This is a genomic window from Kitasatospora sp. GP30 (assembly GCF_029892145.1).
GTDB lineage: Bacteria > Actinomycetota > Actinomycetes > Streptomycetales > Streptomycetaceae > Kitasatospora > Kitasatospora acidiphila.
On the sequence record NZ_JARZAH010000003.1, the window covers coordinates 423,038 to 442,002 of the forward strand.

Sequence of the window (18,965 nt, forward strand, 5' to 3'; positions counted from 1 at the left end):
AGATTGGCTCGGCGTACCCGGGCGGATACGGAAGCCCCGATCGTCGTCCACGCCGAGGTGACGGAAGAGCTACAGTAACCGGCGTCACGCACCGGAGTGGAGCTCTGCACGGCCTTGAACTCGGCTGCGACTGGCCGGGTGCACCGGCTCTTGTGCTCGCCCGCCGCGATGATGAAAGGCTCCTTGGCGCCATCTTCATCATGTTTGACTGATCGTCAATTCTATTGCGTGCGGTCGATGCGATCACGGCATGACTGCGGACGAGCGAATCAAGCAGGCCGGACTCCTCTACGAACGTGCCGTGTTCGGCGGCGACGGCGGTGCGCTGGCGTCCGCCGACCGGGGCCTCGACGAGGTCGAGGCGGACCTTGCACTGGCCCGCGGCCGGGTGATCCACGCCCGCTTCCTGGAGGAGCGGGTCGAGGAAGCGCGGGAGCTGGAGCTCTTCGAGCGTGCGGCAGAGCTGTACAGGCGGCTCGGCGACGTGCGGGCCATCAGCTGATGATCGATCAGCAGTGGTACCCGCCAAGGCTGTTGTATCCGGCCAGGTTGTCGTCCTGGTCCCAGGTGTCGGCCTTCAGCTGGATGCAGTGCCCCTGGCCGTACACCCGGACCGGGCCCGCGTAGTAGGAGTAGGCGCCGTTGTCCACCGCGGGGTTGCCGACGATGGTGCAATTGCCGGGCGCGTCCTGCGCGCACTCGTCGAGCTCGACGGACGTCGAAGTCTGAACGCCGTAGAGGCTGCCGACCTTGACGTTGACGGCGCAGTTGTAGCCGGTCGAGGAGTCCCAGAACAGGTGGACGTAGCTGTAGGTGGTGCCCGTGTCGGGCCGGACCAGCGGGTACGAGGCCACCTCGGTGCCCGAGCAGCCCCAGCCGCTGGCCGATGCGGTGCCGGCCGTCGCCACCGTCACCCCGCTCGCCGCGAGCGCCAGCGCCCCGGCGACGGCGACCTTCCGCGTGAACGAACCCGCGAACGAACCCGGGAACGAACCCGCCAACGAACCCATGGACGAACTCGTGAACGAACGCATGGCGCTCTCCTCTTCTCCCTGCCGCCGGCCGACCCGCCGTCGCACCGGGCGGAGAGTCTGACGGCAGCCCGTATCGCTGCCATATCGCTGCCATATCGCCGCCGCATCGCAGCACCAGCCGACCCGGTACCGCTCGACCGACCGGATGACATTCGTCCCACACACCGTCAGTTCATCTACCACCACCGGGAAGTGAGCGACTTCGGTTCATAGCATGCCGCCGTGAGCGCCCGGCCCCGGGCTTCCTCGACTCCACTCCAGGAACGGCGGAACGCATGAGAGCAATGATCCGCGGCCGGCTGCGGGCCTGGGCAGCTGCCAGTGCCGCAGCGACACTCGTGGCCATGGCGGGCGCGTCCGCCTCCGCCCCTACGGCGGTAGCGGACGACGACCTCGGGCCGGCCATCGAGGCGATCATGCACAAGCCCGGCTACGAGCACGCGCAGTGGGGCCTGTTGGAGGTCGACACCGCGACCGGCAAGGTCGTCCACTCCCGCTTCGCCAACCAGTTCTTCATCCCGGGCTCGACCGCCAAGCTGGTCACCATCTCGGCCGCCTGGCACACCCTGGGCCCTGACCACCGGTTCACCACGCCGCTCATCGCGGTCGGCGCGCGCGACGGGTCAACGCTCAACGGGAACCTGGCGCTCGTTGCCCAGGGCGACCTGACGATGGGCGGGCGCACCAGGGCGGACGGCTCGGTGGCGTTCACCGACATCGACCACACCTACGCCGACGACCTGCCCGGCGCCACCCTCACCCCCGAGGACCCGCTGGCCGGCCTGGACCAGCTCGCCCGCCAGGTGCGCGACGCGGGCATCACCCGGGTGGACGGCGATGTGATCGTCGACCCGCGCTTGTTCACGCCCCCGGCGCTGGACCCGCAGCCCACCCCCCTGATCATCAACGACAACCTGATCGACCTGCTGACCACCCCCACCGCCGCTGGGCAGCCCGCCGAGCTGAGCTGGCGCCCACAGGTCGCGCCGTACCAAGTGACCTCCACGGTAAGGACGGTGGCAGCCGGCGGGCCGACGGACATCCAGGTCGCCACCTCCCCCGACGGCACCCGGATCACCCTGTCCGGCACGATCGCCGCAGATGCGAAGCCGACCCTCAAGGTCTCCCCCGTCCAGGACCCGAACGCGTTCGGCCGCACCGCGCTGATCGAGGCGCTCGCCCGGGCCGGGGTCACCGTCACCGCCACGCCGACCGGCCCCAACCCGCTGGGCTCGCTGCCCGCTTCGTACGGCAACGACCCGCGGGTCGCCGCGTTCACCTCGCCGCCGTACCACGAGTACGCCAAGCTGATCCTGAAGGTCAGTCACAACCTCGGTGCCAACCTGGCCCTTTGCAACATGGCGGTCTCGCACGGCAGCAAGGACTGCTTCGACGCCTTCAAGATCGAGCACGACTTCCTGAGCCAGGTCGCGCACGTGGACCCGACGCAGTTCCAGCTCGCCGACGGGCGCGGCGGCGACCCGGTGGACCGGGCCACCCCGATCGGCCTCAACGAGATCCTCGCCTACTGGCTGAAGACCCCTGACGCGGACGCCTTCCGCCTGTCGCTGCCGATCCTGGGCGTGGACGGCTCGGGCGCGATGTTCTGCACCCACGACTGCCCCGCGAAGGGCAAGGTCTTCTCCAAGCCGGGCAGCGCGGTCGGCTTCGACCAGCTCAACCAGCAGGTCGCCGTGGGCACCCAGACCCTGGCCGGCTACCTGAAGACGGACGGCGGCTGCCTGCACACCTTCTTCATCGGCGTCACCGGTGCGTCGACTCCCACCATCGACAGCTTCTTCAACGTGGTCGGCGACGTCAACCAGATCTCCGCGCTGCTGCAGGAGCAGGCGTCGGCACGCGAACACGGAACCGGGCGGGAGTGAGGTGACGTCGGCCCACCGCGTCGGATGCCAGGCCCGCCCCCTTCCGACGCGGTGGGTTTCGACGGTCTCCCTGGAAACCTTCTTCGAGCGCCCGCCGTCACCCGGCACCCCCAACCACACTGCAGGTTGATGATCAGTCAGACGGACTGTTCAGAGCAGGCATTGGGTAGGGCACCCTCGCAGAAGATCACCAAGAAGGAGGCCCCACCATGGAGCACTACCCGCACCCCCGCCTCGGCTGGCTCGGCACCGGCCGGATGGGCGTGGCGATGAGTGAACGCCTGCTCGATGCCGGCGAGAAGCTCACCGTCTGGAACCGGACTCGGGCCAAGACCGCACCACTGGCCGACAAGGGCGCCGAAGTCGCCGACACCATAGGCGAGTTGACCGAGCATGCCGACATCGTCTTCGTCGTGGTGACGGCCTCCGCCGACCTCCTGGAGGTGGTCACCGGGCCCGCCGGCCTGCTGCACGGGGGCGCGAACGGTCACCGCCCGGCCGTCATCGTCGACTTCTCCACGGTCTCCGCCGAGGCATCGGCCCAGGCGAGCACGGCAGCCGCCGAGGCCGGCGTGGCGTTCCTCGCCGCACCGGTCAGCGGCAACCCGGACATGGTGGCGGAGGGGCGGGCGGCCATCGTGGCCTCGGGGACGGCCGAGGCCTTCGAGCGGGTGCGCCCGTACCTCGACAAGATCGCCCCGACCGTGACGTACACCGGGCCCGGCCAGACCAGCCTGCTGGTCAAGCTGTGCCACAACCTGATGCTCGGCATGGTCACCCAATCACTGGTGGAGGTGACGGCGCTCGCCGAGAAGGGCGGGGTGAGCCGCGCGGACTTCATCGACTTCATCAACGGCTCCGTGCTGGGCTCGACGGTGACCCGCCACAAGGGCAGGGCGCTCGCCGAGCGCGACTACACCCCCACCGTCACCACCACCATGCTGCGCAAGGACTTCGACCTGGGCCTCGCCGCCGCCCGCGCCCTGGAGGTCCCGATGCCGCTCGGCGCGATGGTGCAGCAGCTGATCCAGACCGCCATCGCCCACGGCCACGGCGAGTCCGACTACGCCTCACTCTTCGAACTCGCCGCCCGCGCCGCAGGTCTGGACCACGCGGAGCACGGCGCCTGACGCACCTGCCGACCCGGGTCACGGTCCGTCCCTGTCCACGTCCGCAATCCCTATTTCGTAATTCGTATCCGTATCCGTATCCGTATCCGTATCCGGTGCTACCGTCGCGCCCGGTCGCCGATACAGTCCGTCAAGGCGGTCGGCGGCATGGCGAGGGGGTCTGGCATGAGGGGGTCTGGCATGAAATCAGCAGCCTCCTCTGAGCGGGTTGAGGCCATCCCGTTCCTCAAGCGCAGCTGGTACCGCCGTGACGCCGGCTACTGGCTGCGCCGGGCCTGGCTGGCACTGTTCCAGCTCGCGCTGATTGCCTTCCTGGCAGGTCTGGGCAGTTATCTGTTCATCCAGTTCAGCGCGGGCTGGGGGCGGTGGCGGCCAGCGGCCACGCTGCTCCTCACGGGTGCCGCCGTGGTCGCCGTGGGTTTCGGCGTGCGTGACTTCCGACGCCGGGCTGCCTCACCGCCCACGCCGGAGGAGGTGCGTCGCAAGAGGGGACGGGGCCCCGGGCTCGCCAGAGCCGGACAGCTGCCAGTGGTTCTGCTGGGCTTCGTCATCCTGCCGGTCATGGCCGGCTACCTGCTGGGCGCCGTATTGCCGGACATCCTCACCGCCCGCACGATCAGGGAGCGCGGCGCCTGGATGGACCACGAGCGCAAACAAGCCGCCCCGGCGCGCCGACGGTAACCCGCCGCTCGCTCACAGGCCCGCCGCACCCCCGTCGCGGCGGGCTGTCCTGTCGCGTTGAGCTTGTCTGTAGATCTTGTGCTGTGCCGCGGGCTTGCCAGATCGGATGAGAACACTCAACTCGGAATTCTCAGTGCATCCGGCTTCTGCGGAATCCGGGGTGGGCTGCAAGGCGAGCCGCGTCGGCATCGGGCCTCCGGCGCGAAGTCTGCGGGTCCGGAGCCGTTCGATGCGCACCCTCTCGGCGGTCTGATCATGAACCCTTCAGGAACCTCAAATAGAACGCCCCGAACACCAGGACGACTCCGACGTTCACCATCAGCCGCTCCCAGGCCTGGTGCCTGAAGAACAGCACGTCAACGCCAACCACGACGGCGACCAGCGCGACCACGTAGAGCACGACGACTGCCTGTCTTCCCATCCTTCCTTTCTACTACCGACGGTCACGGCGGGAGTAGAGCTGGAGCACCACAACGCAATCTCTGAACACAAGCGGGCAACGGACCGCCGATATTGCGGCAGTAGCGGACAGTTGCCCCATGGCGATACCCCCGGACGAGGAGACCCGCCGCTGAGAGCGTGACGCAGTGAGAATCCGACAACGCGGATGAGACCGATTGAGAATCCGCCAGCTGCACTGCAGCAGGACACGGTCCTGGTGCTGTCCACGGCAGCCTCGGCCCACCCGGGCACCATGCAGCGTCATGTAAATATTTGCAGCAACTTTCGGCAAGCACCTGCACTCCCCCTTGACGCCCACACCGGCACGCGAGAAGGTCTGCTGCGCGGCGGCTGCCCTCCCCAGCGGGGTGGCTCACCGCAGTGGCGAGGGAGTCGGGCGGTCCACGGGCCGTGCGGCTCCCGGTCGGTCGCCGGCGCCGGGCGGGACCTCGGCGCGGCGCACGGCCTGCCACGCTCCGGGCGGCCCCCCAAGCCTGCCCGGGGCACCCCCCACCCCTCGGCTCCCCACGGCCTCCTGGTGTGCTCGCGCGACGCTGCGCCGACGCTTCGCGCTGCCCGGCAACCCGGTGCCCGTGGCCGGGCCGCCAGCCCAGGAGAGACCCCCACATGAAGCGAGCCCGCCGACGCGGTCGAGCCGCCCTGATGGTGGCAGGCGCCCTGCTCAGCGGCGCGGTACTGCCGCTCAGCACCCCGACCGCCGCCCATGCGACCAGTGCCCCCAACGGCGGCGATGTGATCGCCAACCTCTTCGAGTGGAACTGGCCGTCCGTGGCCAACGAGTGCACCACCGTCCTCGGCCCCAAAGGCTACGGCGCCGTCGAGGTCGCGCCGCCCGAGGACTCGATCCGGCTCAACCAGAGCAGCCACCCGTGGTGGGAGGTGTACCAGCCGATCGGGTACGACCTCAACAGCCGGATGGGCACCGCCGCGCAGTTCGCGTCCATGGTGACGGCCTGCCACAACGCCGGGGTCAAGGTGTACGCGGACGCCGTGCTGAACCACATGGCCGGCAACAACAACACCAGCACCGACTCCTACGGCGGCGACACCTTCAACTCCGCCGACTACAGCTACTCCCAGCCGGGTTACAGCTCCTCCGACTTCCATGCCTACCCGGCGAACTGCCCCAACTCGGATCTGTCGATCAGCGACTGGAACAACGTCCAGCAGGTGCAGGAGTGCGACCTGTCCAACCTGGAGGACCTCTACACCGAGAGCGGCCACGTCCGCCAGACCGAGGCGGGCTACCTCAACAGCCTGGTGTCCGTGGGCGTTGACGGCTTCCGGATGGACGCGGCCAAGCACATCGCGCAGGCCGACATGGCGGCGATCCTCGCCCAGGTGCAGAACACCTCCTGGACCAACAGCCGGCCGTACGTCTACCAGGAGGTCATCCCGGGCAGCTCGGGCTCGCTGGCACCCGGCGCGTTCGAGTCCAACGGCAGCGTGATCGAGTTCACCTACGCCGACGACCTGAAGGCCCAGTTCACCGGCAACATCGCCAACCTCAAGAGCTTCGGCCAGAGTTGGGGCCTGGAGCCGCCCGGCACCTCGACCTCGATGGTGACCAACCACGACACCGAGCGCAACGGCAGCACCCTCAACTACAAGAGCGGCGCGCCCTACATCCTGGCCAACCTCTTCGAACTGGCCTGGGGTTACGACGTCCCTCAGGTGTACTCCAGTTTCACCTGGACCAACAGCGACGACTCCCCACCGGCCGACGCCAACGGGTTCGTCACCAACACCGACTGCTCCAACGGCTGGTTCTGCACCCACCGCAACCAGGGCATATCCAACATGGTCGGCTGGCACAACGCCACGGCCGGCCAGTCGGTCAGCAACTGGTACGACGACGGCAGCAACCTGATCGCGTTCAGCCGGGGCAACCGGGGCTGGATCGCGATCAACAACGAGAGCAGCGCCAAGACCGTCACCGTGACGACCGGCCTGCCCGCGGGCAGCTACTGCGACGTCATCCACGGCAACCTGACCCCGTCCAGCGGCGCCTGCTCCGGCTCGACCGTCACCGTGGCCGCCAACGGCACGGCGACCGTCACCGTCCCGGCCATGGACGCCGTGGCGCTGTACAGCCCGAGCGCCGCCGCGGGCACGGTGGGCCAGACCTTCAGCGTCAACGAGACCACCACGTACGGCCAGAACGTCTTCCTGGTCGGTTCGATCCCGGCCCTCGGCAGCTGGACCACCAGCCAGGCGATCCCGCTCTCCTCGGCCGGCTACCCGGTGTGGAACGGCACTGTCACGCTGCCGGCCAACACCTACGTCGAGTACAAGTACCTCATCAAGAACCCGGACGGCTCGGTGGTCTGGGAGCCCGGCACCAACAAGTACTTCACCACCGGCGGTTCGGGCAACGCGACGAACAACGACAGCTGGTGACCACTGGGACCAGGCTCCTGGGATAAGTTCGGCCACGGCCCGTCGACCGGCGGGCCGTGGTCCGTTTTCGTGAGGGAACCCGTATGGCGATCATCCACCAGACCAGCATGGAGCCCACCAAGGTGGAGCTGCTCACCGACTGGTTGCCGAAGCAGAGTTGGTACCTCGGCGGCGCCGGCACGCCCGTGCTGGCCAAGGCGGGCGGGTTCCGGCTCGACGACCCGGCGGGCGAGGTCGGCATCGAGTTCGTGGTGGTCGTGGACACCGCGGGCGCCGAACCGGTCGCCTACCTGGTGCCGATGGGCTACCGCGGCGAGCCGCTGGACGGCGTGCCCGAGGCGGCGCTGGTCGGCACCTCCGAGCACGGCGTGCTCGGCACCCGCTGGCTCTACGACGGCGCGCACGACCCGGTGGTGCAGGCGCAGTTGCGCGCGCTGCTGGCCGGCGCGGCGGTGCCGCAGGACCAGGACGAGGACGACACCCCGGACTTGACGGTCGCCGTGCACGGCACCGCCGACGCCCAGGAGTTCGAGCCGCGGCTCACCCGGGTGCTGCGGGCCGGCGAGGCGGCGGGCGACGCCGCGCAGCTGGTCGCCGAGTGGGCCTGGCCCGACGGCAGCACCGGCCGAGGCGTGTTCGCGACCGCCGCGCGCTGAGTGCGTATCCTGCTGACCCTGTTGCCACCGGGGCCGCCCGTATACGATCCTCTCGTATGGACCCCTCCTTCGTGGAACACACCCAGGCGCTCATCGAGTTGGACGACTCCCTGACGCTGCGCCGGTTCGCCGGCCAGGCGGACCTGCCGGAGTTCTTCCGGGTCATCGAGGAGTCGCTGGACCACCTGCGCCCGTGGATGCCCTGGGCCGCCGAGCACAGCCTGGCCGCGCAGGGCGAGTGGCTCGCCGGCCGCGCGGAACAGTGGGACAGCGGGCGGGAGTTCAGCTACGCCATCACGCTGGACGGCGAAATCGTGGGCGCCTGCGGGCTGTTCCGGCGTGAGGACACCCCGGAGAACGGACGCGAGATCGGATACTGGCTGCACCCCGCCGCCACCGGGCGCGGGGTGGCCACCCGGGCCGCCCGGGCGCTGACCGAGCAGGCCTTCCAACTGCCCGGCGTCGACTACGTCGAGATCATCCACGACAAGGCCAACCAGGCGAGCGGCGCCGTCCCGGCCCGCCTCGGCTACACCGAGCACCATCACCGCCCGGCCACCGAGCCGCTCGCCCCGAGCGAGAGCGGCGAGGACCGGGTCTGGCGGTTGACCCGGGCGCAGGCACAGGCGCAGGCACTGGCGTCCCGCTGACCACCCCCCCAGTATCCTGTCGCCGCACCGTCATCAACCGTGGGGGGACACCACCATGACCGTCGATCAGCGCTGGATGTCCTGGGACGACGATGCACCGCCGCCCGCCGAGCTCTACCCGGAGATCCCCCACCCGGCCCGGATGTACGACTACTACCTCGGCAGGTAGTCCCTCTATACAGAGCTTGCCCTTTGCGGCCTCGGCTAAACGTGCACGCTGCCTGAGTTTGCAGGTCAGCGGGCCTTTTTGATGGCGTGGAAGGTGGGTCGGACACCTGGCGCGCGGAGGTGGGGGGAAGCTTTGGGCGGGGTCCTGCCGGTGGTGGGGTCGGGCATGGCCGGGGGGCCGTAAGCTGGCGGCGGTCTCGGGCAGGCTTCTGGGCCTGACCGCAATTTGGCCGAGTGGCCCCCCGGTCTTGCCCGACTCGGGCCCCGCCAGCGGTGGGTGCGTAAAGCTTCCCGCCACCGGCCCCAGCCCGGCGCGGCAGCCTGATGAGGTCAGCATGGGCAACCAGTCGGGCGCTCGACCCTGGAGCAGCGAAGCCCCGACGGAGACGTCGTCACCGCCGGGGCTGACAGGCTGATATTCAGTCAGGAATGCGGCAGCTCGCCAGCCTTGATGCTGTTGACGAAAGCCGTCCATGACGTCTGCGGGAAAGTCAGTGCAGGGCCTTCGGGGTCCTTGCTGTCACGAACCGGGACCGCGTGTGCGGTCAACGAAAGTTCAACGCAGTTGGACTGATGGTTGCTGTAGCTGGACTTGTACCACTCGGCGGCCGTCAGGTCACGCATTCTTGCTACTCCTTGCTGCTTCAGAAATCATGTGCCTCGATTCCTCAGTAGTGAGTGCGGCACTCCAGATACTCTTGAAAGTCTTCTCGTACAGATCGACCTCCCGGAAGCTGTCAAGGTAAAGATCCCCGGCATAACCGTCGGAGTAGACGGTTGGGGGTTCGGTGTCCTCACCGTCTGGCGTAAGTGGGAAGTGCAAGAGGGTGAACGATCCGCTGAGCACCCCGAGATGAAGTCCGGCCGAGAAGGGGATAATCCGCAGGTCAACACGGTCGAGCAGATCAGTCAGATGCATCAGCTGCTCTGCCATCACCTCGTGAGACCCGATCTGACGCCTGAGCACTGCCTCACCAATGGCCACTTGGAGGGAGGGTGCTCCGATATTCCGGTCGAGGATGGCCTTTCGTGCCGTCCGCAGGCGGACGCGGCGCTCGATCCCTCGTGGTTCGGCGTCGGGCTGGCCGGCCCGGAAGAGCGTGCGCGCATAACCATCGGTTTGCAGAAGCCCAGGAACCAACGACGTTTCAAACGTCTTGATCTCCGTGGCGGCTTGCTCCAGTCCGATGTAGAGATCAAATCCGTCCGGGATCACGTCTTTGAAGCTGTACCACCAGTCCTTGTTCTTGGTTTCCCGCGCGAGGCCCACAAGGGCCTCCATAAGAGCGGGGCTGGCGTCATATTCCCGGCACATGGCTTCTACTTCCATGGCCCGGACCGAGGTTCGACCCGTTTCGATCCTCCAGAGCTTTGCTTCGGAGATCTCAAAACGCACCGCTGCGCGCTTTACCGTGTACCCCTTCAAGGTACGCAGGTGCTGTAGCTGCCTCCCCAGTTGACGCCGGGGAACGGTGGATCCGATCGGCCGCTCTCGCTCTGCCACAAGTCACCCCTCCTGGCTCGCTGGGAGCTTTCCCAGCATGAGAAATGAAAGCACCCTTGCATGCTTGCTGCAAGCTCGCTCACCGTTCGATAGCACGCTAAATGCAAGCTTCGGTGATGGCTTGCATTTAGCGTGCCGTCAGGAGCAGACTACTCGGCGTGAGATCAGTCTCAACAGACTGTGATCATGACGGGCAGTCAGGCGATCTGCGCCAGGGCGCAGCTATCCCACTGCGCGTCAAGAAACGTCAAACCCCCGCGACCGCGTGACCGGTCCGGGGGCGTGGCCAACCTGACGAAAGCAGGTCGACATGCAGGATTTTAGCGTCCCGTGCATGGAAGCGGTCGCGGCATCCCGAGCTTTGGACGGGCCGCCCGTAGTGGCTGGTGAGTGTTCGGCGTGGCTGCCTCCCCACGAGACCTCGGTGGGGCGGGCTCGCGCGATGCTGCGGGAGTATGTGGCGGCTCACGAGAGCGGTGAACTCTACTGCTCTGACGCCGAGTTGGTGCTGAGCGAGCTGGTCTCGAATGCAGTCGTGCACGGGAGCGCGCAGTCGGCTCAGCCGGTCTTCGTCCGGTTCCAGTGCTTGCCGGGGCGTCTGCTGATCGAGGTGCACGACGCCAGTAGCAAGCTGCCGAGCCAGCGTCTGGCGGGCGCGGAGGACGAGTCCGGTCGGGGGCTGTGGCTGGTGGATCAGCTGGCCCTGGAGTGGGGGCACGAGCCGTGCGGTGGTGGTGGCAAACGGATCTGGGCGGTCATCGGTCCGAGTGAGTGACCTGGGCCCGCATCAGCAACTGATCACCGAAGTTTGAGATCTGGCGTCCGCGTGTCCTCGCCGGAGGTGAGCACCAGCGACGCCGAACCGTGAGGAGAGCGCATGTCCGACGAAACCGCCTCGATCGTGGATGCCGTGTTCGGCAGGCTGCCGATGCCGGAGACAAGTCCCGGGTGTGGTGTGTGCCTGGAGTTCCAGAAGCGGCATGAGATCGCCATCGGGCAGGGAGACGGGACCGCTGAGGTGGATGCCCGGGTGCTGTGGCGGAACCACCTGGCGCACGTCCACGGCATCACCTATCAGGGCATCAGCTACAGCTAGCCAGAGGAGTAGAAGAAAGTGAGCGAGGACTTCTCTCCCCGCATGGTGTCGGACCTGGGGTTGCCGCCGGGGTGGGGTAAGCGATGGTCCGCCGAGTACTGGTTTACCCACGAGTTTGGCTCCACGGTCAGCGGGTCGTGCGGGACTGACCACTTCCCGGAGATGGTCGGGCATGTGCTGCGTTGCGCGGTGGGCGCCGATGACGAGGAGGGCTTGCGGGCGGGCGAGGTGGCGACGGCGTTGATCCGCTACGCCCGTCCGGTCTGCGAGTTGGAACAACGGTGGGTGTTCGTGCACCCGGGGGGCTTCGGTGACCTCAAGGTGTTCTTCGACCCCGAGGCACCGCCGAGCTTGGAGCGGTTGACCCCCGAGGAGCGGGCTGCCGCAGAAGCGGCTCTGTGGGCCGAGGTGGAGGACGGCGAAGCGGAAGAGGATGACGAAGGCCAGGACGACGGGGAGGAGTGACGATGGCTCGACGGGTCCGGCTGCCTTGGTGGTGGCCGGGCCCGCGCATCCGTGCCGCGGGCTGATCGGCTGGTCTCCCGCGGCTTGGCGCTGGATGATCTTGGCTGTCCGAGTGCTGCATTGGCCCGGGTGATCGTCGTTCTCGTGGTGGGTGTTCGCGTGGGGCGCCCTGGCCGCCCGGCCGGGACCGGCCGCCAGGCCGCATGCCCGGCCGGAGCGGCAAGGGCCGCCCGGCGGCGCGAATGCGCCGCCGCTTGAGGAACGTAAAGAAGACTTACGCCACTGGGCTGGGGCCCTGCCCGCAAGCTGATTCGAACATGATGGCGAATGTCAGTGCTGTTTGAGAGACTGTCAGTATCGGAGTCTCTTCAGGCGAACTTCCGTGGCCTGCAAGCGACTTCGCCGTTCTAGGCCACGACCGTCCGGCGTCAGCTGGTGATCTTGAAAGGAACCGCTCGTCATGCATCGACCACGACCAGTCGGTCTGCTCGTTCGGCTCGACTCCCCGACCGTTTGGCATGCCTGGAGGAGGCATCGTGTCCGTCACCGATGGCGCGTTCATCCCTGCTCGACCTGGCCCTGACCCGTGGTCCGACCCGACTGCCCGCCGTTCCCAGCTGGAGCTTGACGCCAGGCTGCGTGCTCTGTCCGACCTGGATCGGGACATGGTTCGCACCGCTTCCGCTCCGGGCTTCACTCGCTGGCTTGAGCAGGTTCACGGCGTCGGCGGGTGCGCTGAGCCGGTCTACCTGTCCGGCCACACGGCGACCGTGGACGCGGCGACGGGTGAGATCCTCTCCGCCTACTCGACCGCCGATGAACCGGGTGAGCGGCTGGCCGTGCGCTGCGGCAACCGCCGTGTCACCCGCTGCCCCGCCTGCTCTCGGCTGTACCAGGGAGATACGTTCCACCTCGTCCGGGCGGGCTTGACCGGCGGCAAGGGTCTGCCCGAGACGGTGTCCGGTCATCCGCGACTGTTCGTGACGCTGACCGCACCGTCCTTCGGCCGGGTCCACCGTGCTACCACTGACGGGGAGTTGTGCCGGTCACGTCGGAGCGCATCGCGCTGTCAGCATGGTCAGCCCACCGGTTGCGCTGCGGTCCATGCTGCGGATGATCCGCTGGTCGGCTCGCCGCTGTGCCCGGCTTGCTACGACTACCCGGGTCAAGTGCTGTGGCAAGCGCACGCCGGGCGGCTGTGGAACCGCTTCACCGATCAGACGCGCCGGGCTGTGGCCACTGCGGTGGGGGTGCCCCGGGCTCAGCTGCGCCAGCATGTGATCGTCTCCTTCGCGAAGGTGGCCGAGTACCAGAAGCGCGGTGCGGTGCACTTCCATGCCGTCGTGCGCCTGGACGGTCCGGGCGGCCCCGGCTCACTGCCTCCGTCGTGGGTGTCGGCGTTGCTCCTGGAGGACTGTCTACGGCACGCTGCGGCTGGCGTGTACGTGGAGGCGCCGCCGTCCGCCGCGTACGGGGATGTCGTCCTGCGCTGGGGTGAGCAGCTGGACATCCGGCCGATCCGGGGGTTCGCGGACGATGAGGCGCTGCGCGATGACGCGGTGGCCGGGTATGTCGCCAAGTACGTGACCAAGAGTGCTGAGGTGGCCGGGGCGGTGGACTACCCGATCACCTCCGCCGCTGATATCCCGGGTCTGGCCGTGTCGCCGCATGTGCGGGCTCTGATCGGTACGTGCTGGCGCCTGGGTGGTCTGGCTGAGTTGGAGCATCTGCGGCTGCGGGCGTGGGCTCACATGCTGGGATACCGGGGCCACTGTCTGACCAAGTCGGTTGCGTATTCCACGACTTACGGGGAACTTCGAGCTGCCAGGGCCCGGCATCGCACGTCTGAGCCGCCCGCCGGCGTGGAGGTCGTCACCGATGCGTCCTGGCGGTATGTGGGACGCGGCTACACGCCGGGTGAGGCGCTGTTCGCCCGGGGCGTCGCCGAGGACATCGCCACTAATCGAGAGATCGCGCGTGTGGAGCTTGGCTCGGATGGGGGTCCGCAGTGACCGGAAGGTGCGGGGCTGATGCGTACCGCGAACCTCACCCGGCATGGGCCCCGCTCTTGGGCGGGTGGGTGGGGCGCGGCGGGGTCCAAGGCGGGCTGACGGGAGTGGGTGAACACGGATGATCAAGGAGGTGGGTGCTGTGGGGGCTGACGTTGTGGGCTGGGCGACGGTGCACGGTGTACGGGTGCCCGGCGGGGATCTGGAGGCGGTGTGGCGCCTGGTGACGGAGAATCAAGAACGGGCGGAACACTGGGCGGGGCTGCTCGGCGGCTCGGCGGAACCGGACGGCTCGGGCGACTGGGTCGTGATCACGGACGCGCCCACGTTGCGGGTGCTGATCAAGTGGGCGTCGGGGTCGGTCGTGGGCTTTTGGCTGCTCTGGGCTCCGGGCAGAGTGATCGGCTTGGACCTGGGCCCGTGGACGGTGGATGAGGTCTTCGGGCCGAATACTGCGGCGAGGCTGGCCGGTTGGACGCTCGGTGACCTGGGAGCACGGGTCGTGATCGTCAAGCACCGGGGCGGCGGGTTCGTGCGCCACCTGGCCCCGGCGCTGTCCCAGCTGACGCCGGTTGATGCCTGGGCGCGGCAGCCGCACGCGAAGATCCCCTCCACGTGCGACTACCGTGCGCCGTACCTTACGAGTGGGCCGGAAACCACTCCTCGCTATTGATTCCGGTGATCTCGTAGCGGGAGGTCTTCTCGCCCCTGCGCCTGGGGTGCAGCACCACGCGCACGTCGTACTGGTTGAGGACCTCGCGTCGCGCCGCGTCGTCGCTGGCCTGCTCCCACTGCTGGGCGACCGTGACACCGGTGGGCATCATCCGCATCCCGGGCGCGCGTTCGGGCAGTGCCTGAAGCTCCGTGATCTCCCTGCTCATGCGGGTGTAGTTCGCCTGGAACCACTCGGTTTCGGCGGGTGAGTCGTACAGTCCGGCCTGCCGATCGTCGCGCAGACGCGTGCGGCTCTTCTCCAACTCGGCGATCCGCGCGGCGTAGCCGGTGCCCGGGTCGTAGACCTTGCGCATCACCTCGGCCGCTCCGAAGCGAACCAGGAACCAGTCCGCCACTGCTTGATCAAGCACATCGACGTACATGCCGGGGGCTGGCTTGCAGTGCTGGGAAGTAGCGATGCCGCGCACCCGGGCCGTGCACCCGTAGGCCATGGTGGGGCCCTTGCGACCAGCGATGTACAGGCGCATCCCGCACGTTCCGCAGAACGCGATGCCCGACAGCAGGCGCGTTCCCTTGGGGGCTCGGCTGGCCGTGCGCTTGATGGCGGTCGCCGTGATCAGCGCGTCCCTGGTGGCCGGTTCCCACAGGGGTTCGGCGATTCGCCTGGGCTGCCCCTCCTCGCCGATGACGGGTGCCCCGTCGTGCATGAGGTAGCCGAGTGCGGCCTCACTGGTCAAGATCAGCTTGACGGTCTTCGCCGTCCACAGTGAGCCTTTCTGCTCGCGGCCGTACAGCTGGGCGCGGCGGTCCCCCGGGCTGGGGACACCTTCTCGGTTGAGCCGTGCGGCCTCGGTGGCACACGTGATCTTTCCGGTCTCGTCGGTGAGGATGCGTTCGGCCACCGTGCGGATGATCTCCGCCCCGACCGGATCGATCTCCACGTGATCGACCTTGCCTCCCGCGAACACCCGCACGTACATGTACCCGTACGACGGGCGCTGCTTGGGCTGGCCTGCCGCACGGGCACGCAACGTCTCGTCACGGTTGCGCTTCTGAATCGCCCTCAGCTCCATCTGCGAGCCCCACGCTTTCAACATCCACTCGTTCTCGTCGTTGACGTTGCTGAAGTCCCACACGCCCACGTGATCGGCCGTGACGATCTTCCGGCCCTGGCTGGTCAGTAACTCCTGCGTGTTGAGCACATCCCGCACGTTGCGCCCGGCTCGGTCCACGCTCGCGGCGGCGATCCCGTCATACGGGCCCATCTTCCCCTGCAACCAGGGACCAAGCCCCTTGCGGGTCATGGGATCGGTCGCGCCGGACACCTCCCAGTCGTCCGCCCACGCGATGATGTGCCCGCCCACCTGGCTGACGGCATCGATGATCTGGTTCGCCTGCCGCTCCGGGCTGCTCGTGCTGTCGGTCGTCCGGCTGAGCCTGCGCGTCGCGACGAAGCACATCCCGCATCCGTCGTAGTCCGTTGTGATCACATCAGACATGATGCCCACCCCTCCTCGCACCAATGTGTGAATTGGGGGACTACCTGGGTGGCAAGGACAACTTCCCGGCCGACCGGGAGGCCGCCGAGAAGGTGCTCGCCCTCGGGCCGATGGTGCGGCAAAGCGCCCGCGCCAACCGGGCGTTCCTGCAGCGGGCGGTTCGGCAGCTGGCCGGGCTCGGGGTGCGGCGGTTCATCGACATCGGCACCGGCATCCCCACGGCGGGCAACACCCACGAGGTCGCCCAGCGGGTGCACCCGGATGCGCAGGTCGCCTACCTGGACAACGACCCGATCGTGCTGGTACACAGCCGAGCCCTGCTCTCCTCCCGGGCCCCCGGCAGCACCAGCGTGGTCCAGGCCGACCTGCGCGAGCCGGCCGCCATCCTCGCCGACCCGACCGTGCGGCAGTTGCTCTCCACGGGCGAGCCGGTCGCCCTGCTGCTCTTCGCCGTACTGCACTTCATCGACGAGGCTGACGACCCGTACCGCGTCGTCCGCACCCTGGTCGACGCCCTGCCCCCGGGCAGCTACCTGGCCCTCTCCCACGGCACCGGCGATTTCATCCCCGCCCCCGAAACCAGCCGCGGCCCCGCCATCTACCGCAACGCCACCGCCCAACTCACCCTGCGCACCAAGGCCCAGGTCACCCGCTTCTTCGACGGCCTGGACCTACTCGCCCCCGGCGTGGTCACCGCACCCCTGTGGCACCCCGAGCAGCCGCCGGGCGAGACGGACGCCCAGGTGGGCATCTGGGCGGGCGTGGCGCGCAAGGGCTGACCCCGCTGCCGGGCCCGCCACACTGTCGGCGCCGGCCGGTACGGTCGGCGCATGAGCCATGTCGAGGACAAGATCACGCGCATCAGGCCGCAGGAGTTCCACCAGAGGGCCGGTCTTGAGGACTGGCGCGTGCTGGGCGAGGGAGCGTGCGCGTACTTCCGCACCGGCTCGTTCGCGGCCGGCAGCCGACTGGTGCAGGAGATCGGCGAGTTGACCGGCCTGGAGGGCCAGTACCCCGACGTCGACCTGCGGAACGACGGCGTGACGGTGCGGCTGATCACGGTCGCAGACGACTACTACGGGCTGACCGAGCGCCATGTCGAGCTGGCCCGGCAGATCTCCGCGGTCGCCCGCCGGCTCGGCATCCTGTCCGAGCCGTCCGCCGTGCAGACCGTCCAGGTCACCGTCGACGCCCTGGCCCTCCCCGCCGTGGTGCCGTTCTGGCGCGCCCTGCTCGGCTACCAGGACCGCGCCGGCAGCGCCGAGGACCTGATCGACCCGCGCCGTCGTGGTGCGCCCTTCTACTTCCAGCAGTTGGACGCCCCACGCCCGCAGCGCAACCGGGTCCACGTGGACGTCTGGCTCCCGTACGACCAGGCCGAGGCCCGGATCGCCGCGGCGATCGCCGCCGGCGGCCGCCTGGTGACCGACGCCCACGCACCGTCCCACTGGGTGCTGGCCGACCCCGAGGGCAACGAAGCATGCATCGGCACCGCCGGCTGGCCGGCGTAGGCTCCCAGCCGCAGACCTCCGACGCCAGGCCGACGCCCTTCTCGTCCTTCCTCTACGCTCACCCTCGTGATCGCCCTGACTTCGCTCCTCGTCCGCGACTACGACGAGGCCATCGCCTTCTACGTCAACGCGCTCGGCTTCGAGCTGCGCGAGGACGCCCCGCGCGCCGACGGCGGCCGTTGGGTCGTGGTCGCGCCGGAGGGGGCGGAGAGCGGGTTGCTGCTGGCGCGGCCGTCCAAGCCCGAGCAGGTGGAGCGGATCGGCGACCAGACGGGCGGCCGGGTGGGCTGGTTCCTGTGCACGGACGACTTCGCCGGCGCGTACGCCCGGATGCGCGGGGCCGGTGTGCGGTTCCTGGAGGAGCCGCGGCACGAGGCGTACGGAACGGTGGCGGTGTTCGAGGACCTGTACGGGAACCGCTGGGATCTGCTGGAGCCGGTCGGCTGAGCGGCCGTCGGCTTGAAGTCAGCCGGCCGTCAGCTTGAAGTCAGCTGCTCCCACACCGCGTTGACCCGCTGCTCCAGTTCGGCCAGGGTGCCGTTGTTCTCCACCACCAGGTCGGCGATGGCGAGGCGCTGCTCGCGGGTGGCCTGGGCGGCCATGCGGGAGCGGGCCTCGGCCTCGGGCATGCCGCGCAGGCGGACCAGGCGGTCGAGGCGGACGTCCTCGTCGGCGTCGACCACGATCACCTGCTCGAACAGGGACTCCAGGCCGTTCTCGGCGAGCAGCGGGATGTCGTGCACGACGATCGTGTCATCGGCGGCGGCCGCCTCGAGTTCGGCGGAGCGGGCCCGGACCAGGGGGTGCACGATGGCGTTCAGGGCCTGGAGCCGCTGCGGGTCGGCGAAGACGACGGCGCCGAGGGCGGGGCGGTCCAGCGAGCCGTCCGCCGCCAGCACCCCGGGGCCGAACTCCTCGACCACGGCGGCGAGTCCGGGGGTGCCGGGGGCCACCACCTCACGCGCGATCAGGTCGGAGTCCACCAGCACCGCGCCATGGGAGGCCAGCAGCTGGGAGACCGCGCTCTTGCCGGCTCCGATCCCGCCCGTCAGTCCGATCTTCCGCATAGCGGCAGACTACTCGCCCGTAGCCGTCGCCCGGCCGCCAGGAGGTACCCGGCGGTACCGCACGCCCTAGAG

General features: G+C 68.7%; 22 protein-coding genes. 16 read left to right on the forward strand and 6 right to left on the reverse strand.

Going from position 1 to position 18,965, the window contains the following annotated elements; all coding sequences use genetic code 11:
- Positions 1 to 250 precede the first annotated feature (250 nt).
- Complete coding sequence (locus P3T35_RS07835) at positions 251 to 502, forward strand: hypothetical protein (protein WP_280704756.1); 252 nt, start codon at positions 251 to 253, stop codon at positions 500 to 502.
- A gap of 7 nt (positions 503 to 509) precedes the next feature.
- Here P3T35_RS07835 and P3T35_RS07840 read toward each other — a convergent pair whose 3' ends face one another.
- Positions 510 to 1,034, reverse strand: a complete 525-nt coding sequence (locus P3T35_RS07840) for a hypothetical protein (RefSeq protein WP_143676784.1) — start codon at positions 1,032 to 1,034, stop codon at positions 510 to 512.
- A gap of 344 nt (positions 1,035 to 1,378) precedes the next feature.
- Between P3T35_RS07840 and dacB the strand changes: the two genes are divergently transcribed.
- The 3 genes from dacB (at position 1,379) to P3T35_RS07855 (ending at position 4,731) form a co-directional block, all read left to right on the forward strand.
- On the forward strand, positions 1,379 to 2,920 hold the full coding sequence (dacB, locus tag P3T35_RS07845; protein ID WP_280704758.1) for a D-alanyl-D-alanine carboxypeptidase/D-alanyl-D-alanine-endopeptidase: 1,542 nt from the start codon (positions 1,379 to 1,381) through the stop codon (positions 2,918 to 2,920).
- Positions 2,921 to 3,129: 209 nt separating this feature from the next.
- Positions 3,130 to 4,050: an NAD(P)-dependent oxidoreductase gene (locus tag P3T35_RS07850; protein WP_101379836.1), complete on the forward strand. Its 921-nt coding sequence runs from the start codon at positions 3,130 to 3,132 to the stop codon at positions 4,048 to 4,050.
- Positions 4,051 to 4,230: 180 nt separating this feature from the next.
- On the forward strand, positions 4,231 to 4,731 hold the full coding sequence (locus tag P3T35_RS07855) for a hypothetical protein (RefSeq protein WP_101379837.1): 501 nt from the start codon (positions 4,231 to 4,233) through the stop codon (positions 4,729 to 4,731).
- A 253-nt stretch (positions 4,732 to 4,984) separates the two neighbouring features.
- Here P3T35_RS07855 and P3T35_RS07860 read toward each other — a convergent pair whose 3' ends face one another.
- The gene (locus P3T35_RS07860) at positions 4,985 to 5,152 is read right to left on the reverse strand and encodes a hypothetical protein (protein ID WP_180356402.1); all 168 of its coding nucleotides are present in this window, start codon (positions 5,150 to 5,152) and stop codon (positions 4,985 to 4,987) included.
- A gap of 647 nt (positions 5,153 to 5,799) precedes the next feature.
- On the opposite strand from P3T35_RS07860, the gene P3T35_RS07865 reads away from it, so the two are divergent.
- From P3T35_RS07865 to P3T35_RS07880, 4 genes are all read left to right on the forward strand, one after another.
- Positions 5,800 to 7,593, forward strand: coding sequence for a carbohydrate-binding module family 20 domain-containing protein (locus P3T35_RS07865; protein WP_101379838.1), 1,794 nt, complete (start codon positions 5,800 to 5,802; stop codon positions 7,591 to 7,593).
- 83 nt (positions 7,594 to 7,676) lie between these two features.
- A complete protein-coding gene (locus P3T35_RS07870; protein ID WP_101379839.1) occupies positions 7,677 to 8,249 on the forward strand; it encodes a 1,4-alpha-glucan branching protein in 573 nt (190 codons plus the stop codon).
- A gap of 56 nt (positions 8,250 to 8,305) precedes the next feature.
- Positions 8,306 to 8,899: a GNAT family N-acetyltransferase gene (locus tag P3T35_RS07875; RefSeq protein WP_101379840.1), complete on the forward strand. Its 594-nt coding sequence runs from the start codon at positions 8,306 to 8,308 to the stop codon at positions 8,897 to 8,899.
- 55 nt (positions 8,900 to 8,954) lie between these two features.
- The gene (locus P3T35_RS07880) at positions 8,955 to 9,068 is read left to right on the forward strand and encodes an SAM-dependent methyltransferase (RefSeq protein ID WP_218976662.1); all 114 of its coding nucleotides are present in this window, start codon (positions 8,955 to 8,957) and stop codon (positions 9,066 to 9,068) included.
- Between the two features lie 422 nt (positions 9,069 to 9,490).
- Here P3T35_RS07880 and P3T35_RS07885 read toward each other — a convergent pair whose 3' ends face one another.
- A complete protein-coding gene (locus P3T35_RS07885; RefSeq protein WP_101379841.1) occupies positions 9,491 to 9,691 on the reverse strand; it encodes a DUF397 domain-containing protein in 201 nt (66 codons plus the stop codon).
- A complete protein-coding gene (locus tag P3T35_RS07890; protein WP_101379842.1) occupies positions 9,684 to 10,571 on the reverse strand; it encodes a helix-turn-helix transcriptional regulator in 888 nt (295 codons plus the stop codon). The genes P3T35_RS07885 and P3T35_RS07890 overlap by 8 nt, the downstream gene beginning before the upstream one ends.
- Positions 10,572 to 10,905: 334 nt before the next feature.
- Here P3T35_RS07890 and P3T35_RS07895 point away from each other — a divergent pair, with 334 nt between their 5' ends.
- The 5 genes from P3T35_RS07895 to P3T35_RS07915 all read left to right on the forward strand — a co-directional run bounded on the left by P3T35_RS07895 (position 10,906) and on the right by P3T35_RS07915 (position 14,814).
- Positions 10,906 to 11,346 (forward strand): ATP-binding protein, encoded by a 441-nt coding sequence (locus P3T35_RS07895; RefSeq protein ID WP_280704761.1) that lies wholly within the window; start codon positions 10,906 to 10,908, stop codon positions 11,344 to 11,346.
- Positions 11,347 to 11,448: 102 nt separating this feature from the next.
- A complete protein-coding gene (locus P3T35_RS07900) occupies positions 11,449 to 11,667 on the forward strand; it encodes a hypothetical protein (RefSeq protein WP_101379844.1) in 219 nt (72 codons plus the stop codon).
- An 18-nt stretch (positions 11,668 to 11,685) separates the two neighbouring features.
- Positions 11,686 to 12,132, forward strand: coding sequence for a hypothetical protein (locus tag P3T35_RS07905; protein ID WP_101379845.1), 447 nt, complete (start codon positions 11,686 to 11,688; stop codon positions 12,130 to 12,132).
- A 536-nt stretch (positions 12,133 to 12,668) separates the two neighbouring features.
- Positions 12,669 to 14,144 (forward strand): replication initiator, encoded by a 1,476-nt coding sequence (locus P3T35_RS07910; protein ID WP_348533403.1) that lies wholly within the window; start codon positions 12,669 to 12,671, stop codon positions 14,142 to 14,144.
- Positions 14,145 to 14,262: 118 nt separating this feature from the next.
- Entirely contained in the window at positions 14,263 to 14,814 is a 552-nt protein-coding gene (locus tag P3T35_RS07915) for a hypothetical protein (protein WP_101379846.1), read from the forward strand.
- Here P3T35_RS07915 and P3T35_RS07920 read toward each other — a convergent pair.
- Positions 14,780 to 16,315, reverse strand: a complete 1,536-nt coding sequence (locus P3T35_RS07920; protein ID WP_218976664.1) for a recombinase family protein — start codon at positions 16,313 to 16,315, stop codon at positions 14,780 to 14,782. The two genes, P3T35_RS07915 and P3T35_RS07920, sit on opposite strands and share 35 nt — an antisense overlap.
- A gap of 23 nt (positions 16,316 to 16,338) precedes the next feature.
- Between P3T35_RS07920 and P3T35_RS07925 the strand changes: the two genes are divergently transcribed.
- From P3T35_RS07925 to P3T35_RS07935, 3 genes are all read left to right on the forward strand, one after another.
- Positions 16,339 to 17,094 (forward strand): SAM-dependent methyltransferase, encoded by a 756-nt coding sequence (locus tag P3T35_RS07925; RefSeq protein ID WP_101379847.1) that lies wholly within the window; start codon positions 16,339 to 16,341, stop codon positions 17,092 to 17,094.
- Positions 17,095 to 17,145: 51 nt separating this feature from the next.
- A complete protein-coding gene (locus P3T35_RS07930; RefSeq protein ID WP_101379848.1) occupies positions 17,146 to 17,826 on the forward strand; it encodes a VOC family protein in 681 nt (226 codons plus the stop codon).
- Between the two features lie 66 nt (positions 17,827 to 17,892).
- A complete protein-coding gene (locus tag P3T35_RS07935; RefSeq protein ID WP_101379849.1) occupies positions 17,893 to 18,273 on the forward strand; it encodes a VOC family protein in 381 nt (126 codons plus the stop codon).
- Between the two features lie 29 nt (positions 18,274 to 18,302).
- Here the strand turns inward: P3T35_RS07935 and coaE are convergent, their stop codons facing one another.
- Positions 18,303 to 18,893, reverse strand: coding sequence for a dephospho-CoA kinase (coaE, locus tag P3T35_RS07940; RefSeq protein WP_101379850.1), 591 nt, complete (start codon positions 18,891 to 18,893; stop codon positions 18,303 to 18,305).
- Between the last annotated feature and the right edge of the window lie 72 nt (positions 18,894 to 18,965).